Raw genomic sequence first — 18,207 nt, 5'->3', positions numbered from 1 at the left:
ATTACAGTTTTGCACGCATTTTTGTATGAGATGCGTTCTATATTTGTTAGATTTATCTTAATTCATTTTAATTACAATGGAGTATAGCTATGGCCTGGAATGAACCGGGTAATAATGGCAATGATAACGACCCATGGAAAAACCGTGGTGGACGAGATCAGGGCCCACCTGACCTAGATGAAGTATTCCGTAAGTTCAGCAATAAATTTGGTGGTCTATTCGGTGGCAAATCCGGTGGCGGCGGCAATGGTGGCATTGGTGGTGCAGGGATTATTTTTGTTTTATTTATTGCAGCGCTTGTTTGGGCGTTGAGTGGAATGTACACCGTTAAAGAAGCTGAACGTGGCATAGTGTTACAATTTGGCAAATTTGATCGTATTGCTGAACCTGGTTTACGTTGGAAAATGACATTTATTGAACGTGTTATACCGATTAATATTGAAGCGGTACGTTCATTATCAGCATCCGGCTTTATGCTTACAGAAGATGAAAATGTTGTGAGCGTTGAGTTTGAAGTGCAATATCGAGTGATGGATCCAACATTATATAAATTTAGTGTAACGGACGCGGACCACAGTTTACAGCAATCATTAGACAGTGCGCTTCGTTATGTTGTTGGTCATTCACGGATGGATCAAGTATTAACAACGGGTCGTGAATTGGTTCGTCAACGCACCTGGGATGAGCTAAACAAAATCATTGAGCCCTATAACTTGGGTATCTTAGTCACAGATGTGAACTTTAAAGACTCGCGTCCACCATCAGAAGTGAAAGATGCTTTTGATGATGCAATCGCAGCACAAGAAGATGAAGAACGTTTTATTCGCGAAGCGGAGGCGTACGCACGTGAGATCGAACCAAGTGCACGTGGTCGTGTTACACGTATGACGCAAGAAGCTGAAGGTTATAGAGAACGTATTACTCTAGAAGCTCAGGGTGAGGTTGCTCGCTTTGAAAAGCTGTTACCTGAATATATTGCAGCGAAAGACGTAACACGCCAGCGTTTGTATATTGATGCAATGGAAGAAGTTTTAGGAAATAGCACTAAGGTGTTGGTTGACGTTGATGGGGGTAACAACATGATGTATTTACCACTAGATAAAATTATGAATCAATCAACGGGCACTAATCCAATGACCTTACCAAGTCAGAATGATATTAATCAACTTCGCAAGACCTTGGGTCAATCTCGTAACAGCACCGTGAATAGCAGTAATGATCGCTATACACAAGACAGATTCAACAATGGGAGGTAATCGCAATGAAGAACTTTAGTGTTGTGCTATTACTATTAGCGGTGATCATGTCTTTTTCATCTGTATTTGTGGTGACTGAGGGACAGCGAGCCATTGTTTTGTTGTTTAGTAAAGTACAAAAAGACAGTGATGATACAGCGGTAGTTTATGGGCCAGGGTTACATTTGAAAGTCCCATTCTTTAGCCAAGTTCGTCGTTTAGATGCGCGTATACAGACACTTGATGGTGCGCCAGATCGGTTTGTAACCAGTGAGAAAAAAGATTTGATCGTTGACTCGTTCGTTAAGTGGCGTGTTAATGACTTTAGCTCATTTTACTTGCGTGCTAGAGGGGATAAGCAGTATGCAGAAACCCTCCTTAAGCAAAAAGTAAATAATGGCTTAAGAACCAATTTTGGTTCTCGTACAATTCGTGAAATTGTTTCAGGTGAGCGAAGTGAGCTAATGGCTGAAGCATTGGTGCAAGCGTCTGAAAGTGCGCAAGAGCTGGGTATCGAAGTGTTAGATGTACGCGTTAAGCAAATTAACTTACCTAATGAAGTGAGCAACTCTATTTATCAACGTATGCGCGCAGAGCGTACTGCGGTGGCAAAAGAGCACCGCTCTGAAGGTCAAGAGAAAGCGGAGACGATTCGTGCTGAGGTTGATCGCCGAGTGACGGTTATGCTGGCTGACGCAGAGCGAAATGCACGAGGTGTACGTGGTGAAGGTGATGCCACAGCCGCTAAAATTTATGCGGATGCGTACAACAAAGATCCTGAATTTTTTGGTTTTGTCCGTTCTTTAGAGGCGTATAAAAATACCTTTAGAAATAAAAATGATGTGATGGTGTTATCACCAAAAAGTGATTTCTTTAATTACTTAAAAGGGCCAAATGTGCAGTAGTACAAACTGACCTGAATAAAAAGCTCTGATTTTTTCAGAGCTTTTTTTGTTTTTAATTCAATGAGTTTTGCATATATAAAATTGAAAGAAGAAAAAATAATCTAAACAAGGTGATCTTGACCATGGTTTTCTGGTAAAATCTGCGCCTAATTTTTTCTAAGTGATTTTGCAATGGGTAAAAACGTCGTTGTATTAGGCACCCAATGGGGTGACGAAGGTAAAGGTAAGGTTGTTGACTTACTTACAGATAAGGCTTCTCTTGTTGTACGCTATCAAGGTGGCCACAATGCAGGCCATACATTGGTCATAAACGGTGAAAAAACCGTTTTACACCTGATCCCGTCAGGTGTGTTACGTGACAATGTACAGTGCGTTATCGGTAACGGTGTAGTTTTAGCGCCAGATGCGTTAATGAGAGAAATTGGCATGCTAGAAGAGCGTGGCGTACCAGTACGTGAGCGTTTGTTGATCAGTGAAGCTTGCCCTCTTATTTTGCCTTACCATGTAGCTTTAGACCAAGCACGTGAATTAGCGCGTGGTGAGAAAGCCATTGGTACAACTGGTCGTGGTATCGGTCCAGCATACGAAGATAAAGTTGCCCGTCGTGGATTACGTGTTGGTGACTTATTCAACCCAGAGCTATTCGCTTCGAAATTGAAAGAAGTTCTTGAGTACCATAACTTTGCCCTTGTTAATTACTATAAAGTTGACGCAGTAGACTTCCAAAAGACATATGATGATGCAATGGCTGTTGCTGAAATCCTAAAAGCAATGGTTGTTGATGTAACAGAATTACTTGATCAAAAGCGTGCTGCGGGCGAACACATCTTATTCGAGGGTGCACAAGGTACATTACTAGATATCGATCATGGTACGTACCCATATGTAACGTCTTCAAATACCACCGCTGGTGGCGTTGCTACAGGCGCTGGTTTTGGTCCGTTAAACTTAAATTACGTACTTGGTATTGTAAAAGCATATACCACGCGTGTCGGTTCTGGTCCTTTCCCAACTGAACTATATGATGGTTTAGATAAGCAAGACCCTGTAGGCAAGCATTTAGGTGATAAAGGTCATGAATTTGGTGCAACGACGGGTCGTTTACGTCGCACTGGTTGGTTTGATGCTGTTGCGATGCGTCGTGCAATTCAAATCAATAGCATTACCGGTTTTTGTTTAACCAAGCTTGATGTATTAGATGGCTTAGAAACAATTAAGATTTGTACTGGTTATCAGCTAGAAGATGGTACGGTAACAAATATCACACCATTGGCTGCTGAAGGTTATGACAAAGTAACGCCAGTTTATGAAGAAATGCCAGGTTGGACTGAGAATACATTCGGTGCAACGTCAGTTGAACAGCTTCCAGAAGCCGCTGTTAACTATGTTAAGCGTTTAGAAGAAATTACTGGTGTGCCAATTGATATTATTTCAACTGGCCCAGATCGCGTAGAAACCATGGTTTTACGCAACCCATTTGGCGAATAAGCTTCACCAAATAAAAAAAAGCTGCTTTTGCAGCTTTTTTTATACCTAAAATTTGATTGTTGGTATAGTCTTTGTATAAATATTTGAGTATGTGGTTATTGACGTCAAGGTACTTATGTTGAAAAAGTGGTGTAGTCTGAGCTTTTTACTCTGTTGGCAAGTGTATGCCGCGCAAGAACCGATTGAAGCGGTGCCCTTATATACACAAGCCGAGTTAATCGAACTCATAAAGAACAATCAGCATTTACAGCGGGTAAAAAGCGATGAATGCCAATTAGTGCAAGATATCGAAGCAAGGGCTGAGACAATGGCGTTGCCTTCATATCAGTTCTTGTATGGCGATATGCTGGCATATGCAGTGTGTGTTGATAGAGACGTGGAGCTTGGCTTATATTACATGCGTAGCGCAGCTGAGCAAGGTTTAGCATCTGCGTTAGAGCAACTGGGTCGGTACTATGATGTGGGTCAGTTAGTTCAAGCAGACAAGGCAATGGCGATTACCTATTTACGAGAAGCCGCTGCACAGGGTAATTTAAAAGCGCAATTGCGTTTAGTCGGGCTATTTAATCAAGGGCATGGTAGCCCAAGAGACTATGAAGATGCTTACCGTTGGTTGTTTCATTCTGCTGTAGCAGATAAAGCCCAGCACAAGAAAATTGAGCGGGCGTTGAGTCAGCTTGCACAGAAAATGCCACAGAGTGTCGTACGCCGAGCTCGATTACCAATGTGATTAAGCTCAGAAACATCTAACTATTATGAGATGTCTTCTGTCATATTTTAGCTTTCGATACTGGCTTGTTCATTCGTCTCCTTATTGATGCTTGGCTCTTTTAATATGGTCATTTTTGGAGGTTGCATCGCCACAATCTTCTCTCCTTCTTCGGGGGCTTTTTTCATATCCATAATAAAAGGTCTGATCATCAGAGGATCATCTTCTTTATTTCGCTCTGAAATTATAAATAGAGGGATTGCTTCTTTATTAACCTCGAGGTATTGATCCCAAGTGAACTCTTCAGACAATCGGGTGGCACTTACTTTACCTCCTTTCGCAATGAGGCTACTTAGTCGCGCATAATTTCCTTGTTCACCAAATAATATTTGCCGAGATAAAAAAGTCGCACTGTCTTTATTTGCTTTAGCGTGGTTAGTTGATGAGCGCAATGAAAATACGCTTTGCTCATTTAATAGATGTGAAAAGTATTGCACTCCTAGCGCATTGTGGTGTCTGTTAGGTGAAAGTGCGATTACAGATTTTAGTTTAGTGAGAGGTAAGTATCTTTCAGCATGTTCTGACTGTGGGTTGCCGTAATAACACGGTAGTCCATCCATTCTTGCCATTTTACAGTTTTCCCAAGCAGGGTCTGATAGGTGCACTTCAATGTTTTGATCCTTAAGACCACATGCTATGGCTCTTGCAACGTGATTAGCCCCAATGATGAGTAAAGTATTAGGGCTAGGCTGTCGCACGCCAAGTAATTTAGCCAAAGGGGTCGCGGTGAGGCTTTGTAAAACAACCGTGACAATAATCACCGTAAAGATCAATGGTACGATTTTATTCGCATCAGCGATACCGGATTCGTGCATGCTTAGGGCAAAAACAGATCCGACCGCAGCAGCAACAATGCCTCTGGGGGCAATCCACGAAAGCAGCAGGCGAGATTTGAATGGTAAGTCACTATTAAATGTTGAAATTGCAATACAGATTGGACGTGCGATAAATAGCACAATGGCTAAAAATATAAAAATATTGATATCTAACAGCATAAGGTCGCTGATCTGAAGTCGTGCGGCAAGCAAAATAAATAAACTAGAGATTAAGATCATCGATAGATCTTCTTTAAATTCTAATACAGAGTCGATTTCTAAGTCATCTTGATTAGCAAGCCAGATCCCAAATACGGTGACTGCGAGTAATCCAGATTCATGGCTAAGAAAATTTGATAGCGAGAAGCTAAAAAGTACGAGGGCCAAGATCCCAAATTTGTGTAACTCATAAGGCAGCCACTCCCGCCTAATAAGTAAACTTGTTAGCCAGCCGCTCACTATTCCAACGCTTAAACCAACGCCTAATGTGGTAAATAGTGCAATCAATGTATGACTTAACACTTCTCCTTTACCCACAAAGCTAACCGCTTCAAATACTAATACGGCAAATAGCGCGCCAATAGGGTCGATCACAATGCCTTCCCAACGAAGGACTCGGTCAATATCTTGAGTTGGGCGCATTGCATTGAGCATTGGCGCTATAACCGTGGGCCCGGTCACTACGAGTACTGCACCTAACACACCTGCTACACGCCAGTCTAAATTTAGTATAAAGTAACCACTGAGTGCGATTATTATAAACGTAGCAAGCATGCCGATAGAGCAAAGGTTCCGCACTATTTTCCCTATGCCTTTTAGCTCTCTAAAATGTAAAGTTAATGCGCCTTCGAAGAGAATAACGGCAACGGATAAAGAGACAATTGGAAACAGTAAATCGCCAAGCAAGTCGTCGGGGCTCAGTTGGCCAGAAATTGGACCAAGTAATAAGCCGACAAGTAACAGAAAAAGTATGGCTGGGACTTTAAATACCCATGCAAGCCACTGCGCAAAAACAGAACATAATGCGATTCCAGCAATATAAATAGCTGACATATCTTCTCCAGCTGACTTTAACTTCAGCAAAATTAATCATCAAACTTACTAGCGGTTATAGCATAGTTAAGTGAATAGGAAACAATTTGATATTGTTTTTTTGAATAGATTCCTCCCTTTAACAATAGACCTTTTACTCACACTTAGTAATGAAAATTCAAATGAAAATGGTGTTGAATGTATATTCAACTCAGATGCAAGATAAAGAAACGAAGGTTTAACTATAAATAGCGACTAAGCCGTAGAGGGACAGCTGATTTTAAGATGAGTTTTTATCAGTTTGATATAGTTTCTCGTGATTTTAGCCGTTAACCAAGTTATAACTATAGGTCATTTGGTCGCCAGGCCTATGCTTTAGGGGAGATAGTCCGTAATTTTGGTGCAAAGCCATTATTAATTTGGGCGTTATTTTTGTGCATAAGGTCTTCATTACAAATAATAAACCGCTACAGTTAATTGATAAGTATCGGATGTAGCGTATTCAAAATTAGAGAAAGTATAATCATGAGCTTAATTACGGAGTTATCAGCAGGGGCTGCGTCGGCAGCAAAGCAATTGGCATTATTAAGTACAGAGAAAAAGAACACAGTCTTGTTAGATATGGCAGTAAGTCTACGACAGGAGCAAGCTGCTATTTTACTTGCTAATGAAGCTGATTTATCACGAGCAAGAGATAATCAATTACCGAATGCCATGATAGATAGACTGACCCTGACTCCTGAGCGGATAGAAAGCATGGCGCAAGGTATAGAAACGATCGCCGAATTAGAAGATCCGGTTGGGCGCTTAAGAGAATTTGGCACCAGACCAAATGGTATTCAAATTAATAAAATGCGCGTTCCGCTGGGTGTAATATGTATGATTTATGAAGCTCGGCCTAATGTGACAGCTGACGCGGGTGCGCTGTGCTTTAAATCTGGAAATGGCGTTATTTTACGTGGTGGTAGAGAGGCTTTAAGCAGCTCTCAAGCAATTGCGTCGGTAATGCATAATGTGTTAGTACGACACGCACTACCTGCTGCCCTTATTTCGATTGTCCCAGATCCAGACCGAGCTTTGCTTATGGAGCTTATGCAACAAAAAGGACTGATAGACTTGATCATCCCAAGAGGTGGAGAGGGGTTGATAAATTTTGTGACGGAAAATAGTACAGTACCTGTTATTCAACACTTCAAAGGGGTGTGTCACTTATACATTGATAAAGCTGCTGATTTAGAAATAGCATTGAGCTTGGCTATAAATGGTAAGACGCAAAGAACAGGTGTATGTAACGCATTAGAAGCGATTATTGTTCATGAAGCCATCGCCACTCAGTTTATGCCAATGCTTGCCAGTGCTTTTGAGAAAAAAAAGGTGAAAGTGAATGCTGGTGCGTCAGCAGCAAAGTACTTTAAACAGGCGGTAGTGATTAATGATGATGAATTTGGACAAGAGTATTTAAGTTTAGAAGTTGCCATTCGTATTGTCCCAGACTTTGCTGGTGCAATTGCACATATAGCACAGTTTGGCAGCAATCACACAGAAGTAATTTGTACTGAAGATAATACCGCGGCAGTATTGTTCCAAAGAAGTGTCGATGCGTCGGTTGTGATGGTTAATGCGTCATCTCGTTTTTCCGATGGGGCAGAGCTTGGACTAGGTGCTGAAATTGGCATTGCCACAACAAAATTGCATGCGTACGGGCCAATGGGTTTAGAATCATTAACAACTGAAAAGTTTTTAGTTACAGGAACAGGGCAAATAAGAGAGTAATTCTGAATAGCAGCTAAAAGGAGTTAGCTGATAGTGAAATTTAAACGGAAAGTGGTGGAGCTAAGCAGGATCGAACTGCTGACCTCCTGCGTGCAAGGCAGGCGCTCTCCCAGCTGAGCTATAGCCCCACATTCCGTCAAAAGACGAAGCGAAATTTATAGCGTTTCTCTATAATAGTCAAGCGATTTCAATATTAAAAAATTGATATTTTTTACCTGAGCTTTGTTAGACTGCCATAAGCAGTTAATGGAGTAGATAATTTTGACCAAAAATCTTTTTGTTATTTTCAGTTGCATTGTATTAATGTTGGGTTGTAGTAGTGCACCAAAAGAAAGTTACAGTATCGAAAAACAAGTTTTGCATACTAAGAAATCTAAACAAGGTGATGAACTCTTTGCTTTCATAGTCACTGTTGCCGCAACTCCCATGATGAAAGTGAATAGCCAAAAACCAATGACGCGTAGAGAGTTAAAACGTTTCGCAGAGCATGAGCGAGTAGAGGACTCACCAGCATTAAAGTTAGCGCTTGAAGAAGAAGCCGTGACGTTGCTAGAAGCTGAACTTGAAATGCAGCAATATTGCCAGAAAGGGTACGAAGTGCATCAGGTATTTTGGCGAAATAGAAGTGTACAATTACGTGGTGCGTGTTCATGAATAAAGAACAGGTCAAGTTAAAAGCCTTATTGAGTACACTGAGTATTGAATTCAAAAGTTATGAGCATGAACCGCTACCTACTTGTACTGACGCACAGAGGTTAGGGCTTAAGCGTTCAGGAGTGCAGATAAAAAACTTATTTTTACGTGATAATCGAGGTAAGCAACATATTCTCTGTTTGACTCGAGCACAATTGAAAGTCAATCTTAAAGCGTTATCTAGCCAACAGAAGTTATCTCGCTTAGGGTTAGCATCACCAGAAAGGTTAGACAAATATCTAGGTGTTAAACCGGGTTGTGTCTCGGCTCTGTCGTTGGTAAATGATACTAACAATTCAGTAGAATTGTGGTTAGACAGTGGTTTATTGAATGAATTAGAATGGCAATGTCACCCGTTAGAAAATGATAAAACATGGGTGATACAGCAATATGATTTGTATACATTTTGGCGTCATACAGGCCATTACCCCAAAGTGGTTGATATTCCTTGTTTATAGTTTTTATGAATCAAAAGAAGACCACATAGGCACAAAACAAATAAATTGATTATAAAGGCGTGATACCCCAAATGTTCTATGACTAACCCAGGGAAATAAGAACCAAGCGCTCCTCCTGTATAATAAAACGACACATACGCACCGTTGGTTACCGAAACGGGCGCTGTACTCAATACATTTGCTAATGGCGCCGCTGTGGCATGGATCATAAACATACACGCGCAGAAAAGTGTAAAAGCGCTGACAAAAATGCTGAGGCTAGTCGTGTCTAATACGATAATTGAGCAACTATATACTGAAAAAATAACAGTTAGAAATAGCCAGTTATTGTACAGGTGGCGTTTTAGTAATGGAGTAGTAAGTGACAATATAGCACCTACAAAATAGCCGCTATAAATCCAACCAATAAGCCGACTATCTATAATATTGAACTGTGTTGAAAGTATAAATGGGAGGTAATTTAGTAATGCAGAGAAACAGAAAAACATACAAAAGACAGCTAAGTACAACCTCAATAGAGTCGGTTCTTTGAGTGGTTTTAAGTACTCTTTAGGAGATGAAATAGGGGGGGGGGTGTTTTTCAAAAAGATGTACATTGATTGTTATCGCGAGCATGGTTAAAGCAGCGGCAATAACATAATAAAAACTTTCCCAACTGTAAAAACTAGCAAAGTTTGCTGCGAGCATCCGACCGAAATACCCTCCTATAATCGTACTGGCAATATAACGAGTCATATTTTTATGCAGCGCTTTACCTTGATACTGCTGACCAATATAGCTTGTCAGTGCTGTTAAAATAGCAGGTAAAATTAGGCCCTGAAGAAATCGTGTCAGTAGCAGTAACTTAAAATTTGGGACGTAAACGAATATGATGCATGTGGCTGCCAGCATCAACATTGCATATTTCAGTATGTATAAAGCATTGTGATGGACAAATAATAGCCCATAAAAGATAGGGGCAATTGCCAAAGGGAGCATAGTAATAGACATTAAACTGCCACTGCTGGCAATACTCACCCCAAACTGTGTGGCAAACACCATGAGTAATGGTTGGGGAGCGTATAGTACAAAAAATGTAAAGATTGAGCAGCAAAGTAGCAATAATATGGGCATACATAAACCTAACAATTAAGTCGGTGGGGAAGTGCTCTCTAAAAGCATTGAGTGGCTATGATAACTTTAAATTAAATAGTAACCAATTAGTTGCGCTAAATCATAGTGTCAGGCATTGAACTTGTTAAATTATTGGCTGTGCCCAATATTGCAAATAAGCCGCAGAAAATTATATTTTGCGTCTGGTGAAAAAAATCAACTAGGTTAAAATATAGCGCATTATATTTTCATGGAGCATAGGATTATGGGGTCATTACAAGATCAGCTTTTGAAAGCAGGTTTAACATCAGAGCATAAAGCGAAAGTGGCTAAGTCTGAAAAGCGCAAAGCGCAAAAGAAAAAGAAGAAAGGGGCAACCAGCGACCCGAGTGATTTACAAAAACACATCGCGCAAACAAAATTAGAACAACAGCAAAAAGCTGAAGAGCAAAATGAGGCGAGAAAAGCTGAAATTAAAGAGCGTGAGCAAGTTGCACGGGTAAAACAAATCTTAGAGCATCATAATCAAGATAAAATCCGTGGTGAACTCACATTTAACTTCACTTACAACAAGAAAGTAAAAGAACTCGATGTTGATGAGCCAACTAAAAATGCTTTATCAAAAGGGCGTTTGGCTATTTGTGTTTTAGAAGGGCAGTTTTTTGTTTTACAAGATGAACCTGCTAGAAAAGTTGCAGAGGTTGATGAGAAATACATCGTGTTTCATGTTGAAGATGATAGTCAAGGGCCAGATGAAAACGACCCATATGCAGATTATGAAATTCCAGATGATTTAGTCTGGTAATGCTTTAAGTCCCTTTATCTATGTTTCAAAGCGACATATTTTAATGCTGAGCTGTTAGGCCTTAACCTTTCTTGATAGACACAAAAGGCTGTAATTGAATGCTGCTGTGATGACCTTTTAACTTGATGTGTGCGTATGTGTAGTGAAAGTTATTGGTCTACACTATAAAAGATTTATCCGTTTATTAATAAAAAGAGTAAAGTTATGAGTAAGATGAAGCAAGTGATTATAGGGGCTGGTATCGCGATATTGACAATGGGGTCAGCGGGAGTAAATGCAGCTGACGGTGCAGCTTTGTATACAGCGAAAATGTGCCAAACATGTCACGGTGCAGAAGGGAAAGCACCTATTATGGGGATGTATCCAAAGTTGAATGGTCAAAATAAAGACTACTTAGTTGCGCAAATGAAAGACATCAAGTCGGGCAAACGTAATAACGGGATGTCAATGGCTATGAAAGCCATGGTAGCCAATGTGTCTGATGCAGAAATTGACGCGATTGCAGAGTATTTATCAAAAGTTAAGTAGCACTTAATTAGTAAAAAATAAAAACCACCGCACGTCGGTGGTTTTTATTTTTAATTGAACAAAAGGCGCTAGTCATTTAGACTTCTAAACATCTATATATATGGGTGTATTATTAAACGAAAAGGAACGTACATGTTTGAGCTACCAAAACTTGATCTTAAAGGTAAGGTAACTGAACAAGAGTGGCGGTTGAGAATTGACTTAGCTGCATGTTATCGACTGGTTGAGCACATGCGGTGGGGAGACCTAATCTACACGCATATGTCAGCAAGATTACCCGGTACAGATCACTATCTTGTTAATGCCTTTGGTTTAAGCTTTGATGAGGTCACTGCGTCTAACCTAGTGAAAGTTGATTTATCGGGTAATATTATTGATGACTCGCCATTTGAAATAAACCCCGCTGGATTTACCATTCACAGTGCGATACATGAAGTTCGTGAAGATGCACATTGCGTGATTCATTTGCATACTAAAGAAACGATAGCTGTTGCAAGCTGTGAAGAAGGACTGTTGCCCTTAAGTCAGCACTCAATGTTTTCTCTTCCCTCATTGTCTTATCATGGCTATGAAGGGTTAGCAGTGAATGATGATGAAAGGCAACGCTTACAAGATGATTTAGGGTTAACAAACCACATGTTACTCGTCAATCATGGTGGTTTAACGGTTGGCCCCACTGTTGGAGACGCGTTTATGCGTTTTTATGATTTACAGCGAGCGTGTGAAATCCAAGTGGCTATCCAAGCGACTGGACAGCAATCAGTACAAGTACCACAGCCCATTATTGACAATATTTATAAACAAGCAAGCGTAGTACATAGCGGCAGTACTGGAGGGCAATTAGCCTGGCCTGCTATGTTAAGAAAGGCATATCGTCTTGACTCAGGCTTTGCTAAATAGGAGTTTACATGAAAGTTAATCGCGTCGAAGTATTTGATATTTATTGTCCAGAACGACCTGCTTGGACCCCTGTCTTTATTCGTATTCATACAGACGAAGGTATCTCAGGAGTAGGGGAGGCAGGGCTCGCGTATGATTTAGGGCATAGTGCTGCCGCTAGTATGATTAAAGAGATGGCTGAAGCTTTTCTGATCGGTCATGACCCATTTCAAACTGAATTACTCTGGTCGCGTATGCTTCGAGAGAGTTTTTGGGGATTAGGTGGAGGGCCTGTCGTTTATGCAGCGATGAGCGCAATTGATATCGCCCTATGGGACATTAAAGGTAAGGCATTGAAATTACCTGTATACCAACTATTGGGCGGTAAGGTAAACCCAGAGCTACGTACCTATGCATCACAACTACAGTTTGATTGGGATGATGAATTCAAGGCGCTTGTGCAACCTCAAGAGTATGCTGAAGCTGCTTTAAAAGCAGTCGCACAAGGGTATGACGCGGTTAAAGTTGATCCAATTATGTATGACAAGGCGGGTAACACGTATTATGACCGTACTAAGCTTATTTCACGTCCTGAGATGAAATTGTATCGGGCGCGTATGCAAGCAATACGTGAGGCTGTTGGTGATGAAGTTGACATAATATTTGAGTGTCATAGTTTACCAGGTGCAACCTCTGCGATTCAAATTGGGGAAATTGCACAAGAATTTGATTGTATGTTCTACGAAGAGCCAGTTAATTATCTTAACCACTCTTTACATGCAAAAGTGGCTGATAAAGTTGCTGTGCCAATTGCTGGTGGCGAACGTCTATATAATCGCTGGGGAGTTCGGCCGTACTTTGAAGATCAAAGTATTGACGTATTACAGCCTGATGTTGGCTTGTGTGGTGGCTTTACTGAAACGAAAAAAGTATGTGATTATGCTGATATTTTTGATGTTCGCGTACAAGCACATGTATGCGGTGGGCCTGTTGCGACCGCTGCATCGCTACATTTAGAAACAGCGATTCCAAACTTTTTAATTCACGAGCACCATACCTATGCGATTAAAAAGTGGAATAGAGAGCTGTGTATTCAAGACCCACAACCTGAGAAAGGGATGTTCAAAGTATCAGAAGAACCCGGAATTGGTATTGAGTTGAATGATGAAATCGTCATGCGTTCACAAAGGGTTGAAATTAAATAGCGATAGCAAAGTTTAAATAACGGGCCTGTTAGGCCCTTTATTTATCACAATCGCTTAGACGACCTTGATAGTAGGGTTGGTGTCTTAAAGCCATAATAGTCTTTGTAAGCCATTGCTAACAAGATGGTTATTAAAATAGCAGAGAAAGAATACACGATGTAACCGGATATCGAAAAAGAATAAAAGAAGAAAGCAATATCATAGTCTTTTGCATTTCGTAAATAATTTTCCACTAATGCAAAAACGCTGACGAATATACCAATAAGTTGTACCCACGGTAACAAGCTATCAGCAATGTTGTATTTAATTTTTGCTATTGGAAATAGTTTTTTAGATATTTCAACGCGATAAGTCATAGGTACTAGGACAATGACATCAATCACAAAGTGGGTACCAAAAATAATGCTGTTTTGTATTAAGCGATCACCATCCGATGACCTTAAATCAACTAGTCCAAAGCCAAAAATAATGAGTTCAGCCAATGGCGATAGTGCGACTAAAACAATAATTGTGGCAATGTTAACATCACCAATTCTAAGAGCTAGAAATAAGGCCAATACACCCAGTGCAAACAGTGAATAGGTGAAAATAGCAGGGTCGTCCTTTACGATAAACAAAGTAACTATTGATACTGCATAAATCAATAGTAGTCGGTACAAGCTTTTCTCAGATTTCATCGTATTTAGCCACGTTTTTGACCGAGGTTACATTTCACTGGTTTGTGCGCTACGATTGGTTTCTCCGGAGCCCATATATTTGCGCCGCAGACTTTTTTACATAGATCTGTTGATAGTGTTTTCATCTTCGGTATTCCTTCTAAAAAAGTTTAGCGCGAAAAGGTGGTTTTAAGTTACATAAAATCCCAAAATACTTAAATCAATCAGAATTACTGGTAGTATTGATATTTTTAAAATGAATAATGTGTAACAACGACCTTCAAGCTTATAAGAATTTAACACTAAATAAACAAAAATAAAAATGAATTAATTAAACTTTTTTAGAAATGCCTATCTTTTTGAGGAGCATTAATAAATATGTATTTAATCATTTGATTTTTTTTTAATTATTCTAATAAGCTAAAGCACTACAATGTTAGCAGTGCTTTTATTCTGTCGGTAGTTGGTTAGGGGGCGCCGGTTTAATAACTGAATTTATCCATTTCTTGTTCTAATTTAGCCGTTAGCTCTTTGATGCTATCTGTTGCATGGTGAGCTTGCTGAGAAACGTTTGCTGTTTGCGAGGCGGTATCAGAAATAGTCACGATCCGTCTTGCAGTGTCCTCCCCTGCATCAAGTTGCTCTTTAGCTGCATGGGCAATTTGATGACTCATTTGTGATATTGCACCTAATGAGCTGGCAACACGACGTAACTCTTCGCTGGCTTCTTTAGACATAGTTACGGTTTTCTCACTAGTGGTAATACTCAATGATACTGAAGACTTAGCATCTTGCGTCGCTGTTTGAAGTTTACCAATCATAGTATGAATTTCTTCTGTACTCGTTTGCGTTCTTTGAGCAAGTTGCCTCACTTCATCTGCCACGACTGCAAACCCTCGCCCTTGTTCTCCAGCACGGGCCGCTTCAATCGCAGCATTCAATGCAAGTAAGTTGGTTTGTTCAGCAATACTCTGAATAACACTCAGTACATTGGCGATATTGTTCACTTCTTCATCTAGTAATTGGATGTTATTGCCGGCATTGTCAATTTGTTGCTCAAGCACTTCAATTGCCTCGGCTGCATTTGATGTCAATCTATCTGCATTTTGTCCCTGACTTTCAGCTTCTTGAACAGAATGAGCAGCCTGTTCAGCATGTTCCACTACCGTGTGGGCCGATGCCGTAAGCTCAGTAATTGCAGATGCAACCATTTGTGTTTCTTCGCTTAAGCTCTGTGTTAGCTGCTCTAGTTCATCTGAGCGTTTCTCACCATCAAAGCTCTGTACTTTAAGTGAATCACTGACAGTAACAATCCCCCCAACGACACCTTGTAAGCCTTTTTGCATATAATCCATCGCGGAAATCATACTGTCTCGATGCGCTGATAACGTATTGATAGGTGATGTAAGGTTACCCCTAGAGACTTGATTGACGATCGTGAGTACATCATTTAGTTCACCGCCTAGCTTATTTGATAAGCCAATTCCGAATTTACTTAACGCAAATGTCAAAACTACCGCAATGATGAGTGAGAGTGTGAGTAACCATTGCGCGGTATTCCAGTACCTTTCATCGACTTCTTTATAACTGATACCGGTACCGATATACCAGCCAAACTCGGTTGTTTTTTGTACTACAGAGGTAAGGTCAACAGTTTCATTATTGCGTACAGAATCCCAGTGATAGGTAATTATTTGATTGGTTTTTCTGCCAACAAGGCGTTCAACCATTTTTCCAATACTTTGCCCTTTGGCGTCTTTAAAGTCATTAAAGCTTGTGCCGTGTAATTGGGGATCATGTGGCGTTGCGATAAAATTCAGTTTTTCGTCAACAACATATACATATTCTGAATCATGATATTTGTTATTACGTAGCATTTCGATAGCGAGCTTTTTTGCGAGAGGTTCTGATAACTCGTTGCGCTTAACGTATTGCTCAAATTGCTCAACAATATTAACGGTGCTTTTCATTAGTTGATTGATGCGGGCAATATTATCGGCTTCACTTGCGTGACGTAATGATTGTAAGCCTAAAATTGCGACCAATAACAGTGAGAGAAAAAAAGCCGCTGCGAAAAGTATTATTTTAATTCTTAAAGTAAATGATGAAAACACAAAAAACCCCTTTAAACATGCTTAGCTTTAACAACTATCATGTTTATCGTTATCATGTAAGTAAGATATAACGCATTTTTGGGGAAAATGAGATGATATTTACTCATAATCCCATAAAAATACGGTTACCTTGCATTGATTATGTTGACTTCATGCTCTGAAAGTAATCGGTACTCACCCGCTTCGAGTGTTGAATCAAGCTCGATGCCTGCAATATTTTCTCTATGTAATTCAACAACTTTATTGCCAACAGCTGCTAACATTCTTTTCACTTGATGATACTTACCTTCATAAATAGAGAGGCGTAAGCTATAACTTGCAAGTTGTTCAACCAACGCTGGTGATGTTGGCATTTTTTCATTATGAAGTTGTACGCCATGGCGTAGCTGTTGTAATGAATCTTCGGTTATTACTTCTTTAGTTTCAACAAGGTAGGTTTTATACTTTTGTTTTTTTGGGGACGTAATCTGATGCGACCATTCTCCGTCATTTGTTAGTAACACAAGTCCCGTTGTATCAAGATCGAGACGACCCGCAACATGAAAATCTTTTAAGTTTGTTTCATGTAATAAATCGAACACAGTTGCATGTAATTCGTCACTGTTTGCACACACATAACCTGCGGGTTTATTGAGCATAAAGTAGCGTTTTCCTAAGTACTTTATTTGCTCTCCTTGCCAAGTAATGACATCATCTTGAGTGATGGAATAGTCAAACTTAGTAATTATTTCGCCGTTAACGGTGACTTTATTTTTTTTGATACCAGCTTTGACTTTAGTCCGTGGAAGCTCGGTTAGATGACTGACAAACTTGTCAATTCGACATGGAAATTTCATATAAACTCATTCGAAAATGTAACTAATACTCTATTATACGATAGCTACCGACTCAGTTCAGTTTTTTCGATATATTTGTGGTATTAAATCGTAAATGTGAACACTTAATTGCCATTTGTCGGTCAGCTGTATTTGCAGTTGTTGAAATAAAGTGTCGCTGAGGTGCTGTTTTTGCTCGATAGTTCGACCAGTCATGATATGCGCTTGCACATGAACAAAACCGCACTTTTCATTACCAAGTTTGTATTGCTGAAACTGAATCAAGCGTGACTTTATCATGCTCGGGTCAAATAATAGCGTTGACGCAGCAGCATTATGTAGACTTTCTAATAGGTCATTGTCACAAATGGGCAAGTTATGAGAATGTTCAATGATCAGGTGTGGCATGGTGACTTATTGTGTAGTTTATGCGTAAATGCCAATTATATTAAGGAAGTTAAGGAGCAAAGCCAAATGTTTAATTATAAACTGGTTGGGTTATTACTGTGCATTAGTACTTTATCTGCATGCTCAGATGATGCAGCGAAAGTAAGTCTAGGATTATTCACCACTAAAGATGTTGTTGTGTCAGCTCAGCAAGACCCGTTGGTCAGCGGCGTGACTTGTCATATTAGCCATGTTGAAGCAGATCTTGATTTTTCAGACCCCTCTGATATGTCTATTGCTTGCCGCCAAACAGGCCCAATAACTGCTACGCAGTTACAGGAGATTGATTTGTCGAAAAGTGGTGAAATTGTATTTAAAACTTCGAAAAGCATTTTGTTTAAGTCACTCAAAGTGAGACGTATTTTTGACGCACCGACACGTAGTTTAATTTATTTATCGTATTCAACAAAAGAGACCAGTGGTAGTCACCACCATGCTCTGTCTACTGTACCATTGTACGGCACACAGGCATGGGAATGGGCAAATAAGGCAAAGTAA

Annotated in this window: 18 protein-coding genes and 1 tRNA gene; 12 read left to right on the top strand and 7 right to left on the bottom strand. The window is 40.1% G+C overall.

The genetic code is table 11. The features are described 5' to 3' along the window. The first annotated feature begins 89 nt into the window (after nucleotides 1-89). The 4 genes from hflK (at nucleotide 90) to J8L98_RS05810 (ending at nucleotide 4,358) form a co-directional block, all read left to right on the top strand. On the top strand, nucleotides 90-1,256 hold the full coding sequence (gene hflK, locus J8L98_RS05825) for an FtsH protease activity modulator HflK (protein ID WP_192508809.1): 1,167 nt from the start codon (nucleotides 90-92) through the stop codon (nucleotides 1,254-1,256). 5 nt (nucleotides 1,257-1,261) lie between these two features. Continuing rightward, entirely contained in the window at nucleotides 1,262-2,140 is an 879-nt protein-coding gene (gene hflC / locus J8L98_RS05820) for a protease modulator HflC (RefSeq protein WP_192508808.1), read from the top strand. Nucleotides 2,141-2,311: 171 nt separating this feature from the next. After that, nucleotides 2,312-3,628 carry an adenylosuccinate synthase gene (locus J8L98_RS05815; RefSeq protein WP_210995696.1) on the top strand — a complete coding sequence of 439 codons (1,317 nt, stop codon included), beginning with the start codon at nucleotides 2,312-2,314 and terminating at the stop codon, nucleotides 3,626-3,628. A gap of 115 nt (nucleotides 3,629-3,743) precedes the next feature. Then, nucleotides 3,744-4,358: a tetratricopeptide repeat protein gene (locus J8L98_RS05810; RefSeq protein WP_210995695.1), complete on the top strand. Its 615-nt coding sequence runs from the start codon at nucleotides 3,744-3,746 to the stop codon at nucleotides 4,356-4,358. A gap of 47 nt (nucleotides 4,359-4,405) precedes the next feature. On the opposite strand, the gene J8L98_RS05805 is transcribed toward J8L98_RS05810, so the two are convergent. Beyond that, complete coding sequence (locus J8L98_RS05805) at nucleotides 4,406-6,265, bottom strand: sodium:proton antiporter (protein WP_210995694.1); 1,860 nt, start codon at nucleotides 6,263-6,265, stop codon at nucleotides 4,406-4,408. A 504-nt stretch (nucleotides 6,266-6,769) separates the two neighbouring features. Between J8L98_RS05805 and J8L98_RS05800 the strand changes: the two genes are divergently transcribed. After that, entirely contained in the window at nucleotides 6,770-8,017 is a 1,248-nt protein-coding gene (locus J8L98_RS05800; protein ID WP_210995693.1) for a glutamate-5-semialdehyde dehydrogenase, read from the top strand. Nucleotides 8,018-8,069: 52 nt separating this feature from the next. On the opposite strand, the gene J8L98_RS05795 is transcribed toward J8L98_RS05800, so the two are convergent. Beyond that, nucleotides 8,070-8,145 (bottom strand) — tRNA-Ala (locus J8L98_RS05795). Nucleotides 8,146-8,278: 133 nt separating this feature from the next. Here J8L98_RS05795 and J8L98_RS05790 point away from each other — a divergent pair. Next, the gene (locus tag J8L98_RS05790) at nucleotides 8,279-8,671 is read left to right on the top strand and encodes a hypothetical protein (RefSeq protein WP_247682449.1); all 393 of its coding nucleotides are present in this window, start codon (nucleotides 8,279-8,281) and stop codon (nucleotides 8,669-8,671) included. Further along, a complete protein-coding gene (locus tag J8L98_RS05785; RefSeq protein WP_210995692.1) occupies nucleotides 8,668-9,168 on the top strand; it encodes a prolyl-tRNA synthetase associated domain-containing protein in 501 nt (166 codons plus the stop codon). Before J8L98_RS05790 ends, J8L98_RS05785 begins: the two co-directional genes overlap by 4 nt. A 549-nt stretch (nucleotides 9,169-9,717) precedes the next feature. On the opposite strand, the gene J8L98_RS25155 is transcribed toward J8L98_RS05785, so the two are convergent. Then, nucleotides 9,718-10,281, bottom strand: a complete 564-nt coding sequence (locus J8L98_RS25155; protein ID WP_348771891.1) for an MFS transporter — start codon at nucleotides 10,279-10,281, stop codon at nucleotides 9,718-9,720. Nucleotides 10,282-10,525: 244 nt separating this feature from the next. Between J8L98_RS25155 and J8L98_RS05775 the strand changes: the two genes are divergently transcribed. The 4 genes from J8L98_RS05775 (at nucleotide 10,526) to J8L98_RS05760 (ending at nucleotide 13,677) form a co-directional block, all read left to right on the top strand. Continuing rightward, complete coding sequence (locus J8L98_RS05775; protein ID WP_192508801.1) at nucleotides 10,526-11,065, top strand: DUF2058 domain-containing protein; 540 nt, start codon at nucleotides 10,526-10,528, stop codon at nucleotides 11,063-11,065. Nucleotides 11,066-11,269: 204 nt separating this feature from the next. Beyond that, nucleotides 11,270-11,593, top strand: coding sequence for a c-type cytochrome (locus J8L98_RS05770; RefSeq protein WP_192508800.1), 324 nt, complete (start codon nucleotides 11,270-11,272; stop codon nucleotides 11,591-11,593). Nucleotides 11,594-11,725: 132 nt separating this feature from the next. Then, nucleotides 11,726-12,493 (top strand): class II aldolase/adducin family protein, encoded by a 768-nt coding sequence (locus J8L98_RS05765; protein ID WP_210995691.1) that lies wholly within the window; start codon nucleotides 11,726-11,728, stop codon nucleotides 12,491-12,493. Between the two features lie 8 nt (nucleotides 12,494-12,501). Next, nucleotides 12,502-13,677 (top strand): mandelate racemase/muconate lactonizing enzyme family protein, encoded by a 1,176-nt coding sequence (locus J8L98_RS05760; RefSeq protein ID WP_210995690.1) that lies wholly within the window; start codon nucleotides 12,502-12,504, stop codon nucleotides 13,675-13,677. Between the two features lie 44 nt (nucleotides 13,678-13,721). Here J8L98_RS05760 and J8L98_RS05755 read toward each other — a convergent pair whose 3' ends face one another. From J8L98_RS05755 to J8L98_RS05740, 4 genes are all read right to left on the bottom strand, one after another. Continuing rightward, nucleotides 13,722-14,354 carry a hypothetical protein gene (locus J8L98_RS05755; RefSeq protein WP_192508797.1) on the bottom strand — a complete coding sequence of 211 codons (633 nt, stop codon included), beginning with the start codon at nucleotides 14,352-14,354 and terminating at the stop codon, nucleotides 13,722-13,724. Nucleotides 14,355-14,815: 461 nt separating this feature from the next. After that, complete coding sequence (locus J8L98_RS05750) at nucleotides 14,816-16,447, bottom strand: methyl-accepting chemotaxis protein (protein ID WP_210995689.1); 1,632 nt, start codon at nucleotides 16,445-16,447, stop codon at nucleotides 14,816-14,818. A gap of 125 nt (nucleotides 16,448-16,572) precedes the next feature. Beyond that, entirely contained in the window at nucleotides 16,573-17,283 is a 711-nt protein-coding gene (locus J8L98_RS05745; protein WP_210995688.1) for a pseudouridine synthase, read from the bottom strand. A 57-nt stretch (nucleotides 17,284-17,340) separates the two neighbouring features. Continuing rightward, nucleotides 17,341-17,670 carry a 5-carboxymethyl-2-hydroxymuconate Delta-isomerase gene (locus tag J8L98_RS05740; RefSeq protein ID WP_192508794.1) on the bottom strand — a complete coding sequence of 110 codons (330 nt, stop codon included), beginning with the start codon at nucleotides 17,668-17,670 and terminating at the stop codon, nucleotides 17,341-17,343. Between the two features lie 66 nt (nucleotides 17,671-17,736). Between J8L98_RS05740 and J8L98_RS05735 the strand changes: the two genes are divergently transcribed. Continuing rightward, on the top strand, nucleotides 17,737-18,207 hold the full coding sequence (locus J8L98_RS05735; RefSeq protein WP_210995687.1) for a CreA family protein: 471 nt from the start codon (nucleotides 17,737-17,739) through the stop codon (nucleotides 18,205-18,207).

Source organism: Pseudoalteromonas sp. MMG013 (assembly GCF_018100885.1).
GTDB classification, from domain to species: Bacteria; Pseudomonadota; Gammaproteobacteria; order Enterobacterales; family Alteromonadaceae; genus Pseudoalteromonas; species Pseudoalteromonas aurantia.
This window is presented reverse-complemented; position numbering and strand designations above follow the sequence as displayed.